The following is a 1393-nucleotide window of genomic DNA, read 5'->3' as shown; positions in this document are numbered from 1 at the left end:
AATTAGTATAACAATCCCATCTATAACCATTATCGCTAAAGTATTTTGTTATATACTGTTCATGACTCCCTCCCGATTCATAATAACTTTTTATCATAGGCATTTCATCCCAATATTTCTGAAAAATAGTGGATGAAACAATACTTCTTCTAAAAGCCATAAAGCTAGACTGAATATGTTCTGGAATATATCCATAAGGGCACTGCCAGATTTGTTGTGCCACTGGAGAATTTTCTTGAAAACACTTTGTAATCCCCCAAAAATCCAGTTCCAAGCGCTTATCCATTATGTCAAACATCTCCTTTAATGGATACACCGGTCCCATAATAGTATAATTCATTAAAATAATTTCATCATACTCTATAAGCTTATTCCAGCCTTCACTGTCTATAGCTGTCTTATATGCCCATACATCAAATCCCTTATTTTCACGGACAATAATATTACCTGTAAACTTTTCAAATGTTTTTCGCCCTCGCTCATTTAACTGTCCATTGCATACTACAATTAATTTATCAACATGTTTTGTCAAATCCTCCAATACATAGTCAACATACTTATCCACTATGCCATCTTTGTCAAAGAAAAAGTATATACCCAGTCTCTTCATTCTTCATCTCCACTTTTGTATCTGATTATTTCTTAATACTAATGTTTTTTTATTTTACTCTTCAATTCAAGAAGTTCTATTTTTCTTTCATCAAGTTCTGACAACACATTTTTATATAATTCCATATAACGTTGTATCTCTGCTTCCGCATGATTCACTCTCTCTTCAGCAAATTGAATCGTTTCATTGTGTTCATTATAAAAACTTTTGTATTTTTCAATTCATTATCAAGATTCGTTGCATGTTTCTGCAGATTTTCTATATAATGACTAGATGAATTTAAATTTTCGCTCAAACTTAATGTCGTTACCTCTTTTTGTTTCAATTCGGTCTGTAATATTTCTATCTGACGTTTTAATTCACTAACAAGTTTTTGATACTCCTCCTCAGAATTCATTGACGTTTCTTTTCTATTTTGTTCAACCAAAACAGACTTTCTATTTTCTGTTGCCACATGTATAACGCTTGCATATGCATACTTGATTACAATCCCCTCTACACGTTCATTATTCTCTTTAAACACAAAAGAAAGCCAATTTTCAAATTTCTCATTTCTATAAACTTCCATCATAACAAAACGCTTTCCTTTTGCATCTAAATTTTTATCATAATCCTGCATTATTTCATCCGGAACAACCACAACATTCTTATTTTCATATTCAAGAAATGTTGCATATTCACTTGTAGTTAATATTGTACAATTCTGTTTGCTTTTTTCCAAAAACTCATCCCTATAAATTGGTATTCCACTATCATCTATTTCAGTAAGCATATATATATATC

At 31.0% G+C, this 1393-nt stretch carries 2 protein-coding genes; both read right to left on the bottom strand.

Translation table 11 applies throughout. From position 1 onward, the window contains the following. A partial coding sequence (locus DW059_RS15500) for a rhamnan synthesis F family protein (protein ID WP_242986329.1) occupies positions 1 to 610 on the bottom strand: 610 nt, incomplete at its 3' end. Positions 611 to 764: 154 nt separating this feature from the next. Beyond that, positions 765 to 1393 (bottom strand): hypothetical protein (locus DW059_RS16030; protein WP_158552146.1); only part of this gene is annotated, 629 nt, incomplete at its 5' end.

It is taken from the genome of Roseburia sp. AF42-8, from assembly GCF_003435965.1.
In the GTDB taxonomy this organism is placed as follows: domain Bacteria; phylum Bacillota; class Clostridia; order Lachnospirales; family Lachnospiraceae; genus Roseburia_C; species Roseburia_C amylophila.
Note: the sequence above shows the minus strand (reverse complement) of the source record. Positions and strands in the feature narration are given on the sequence as shown.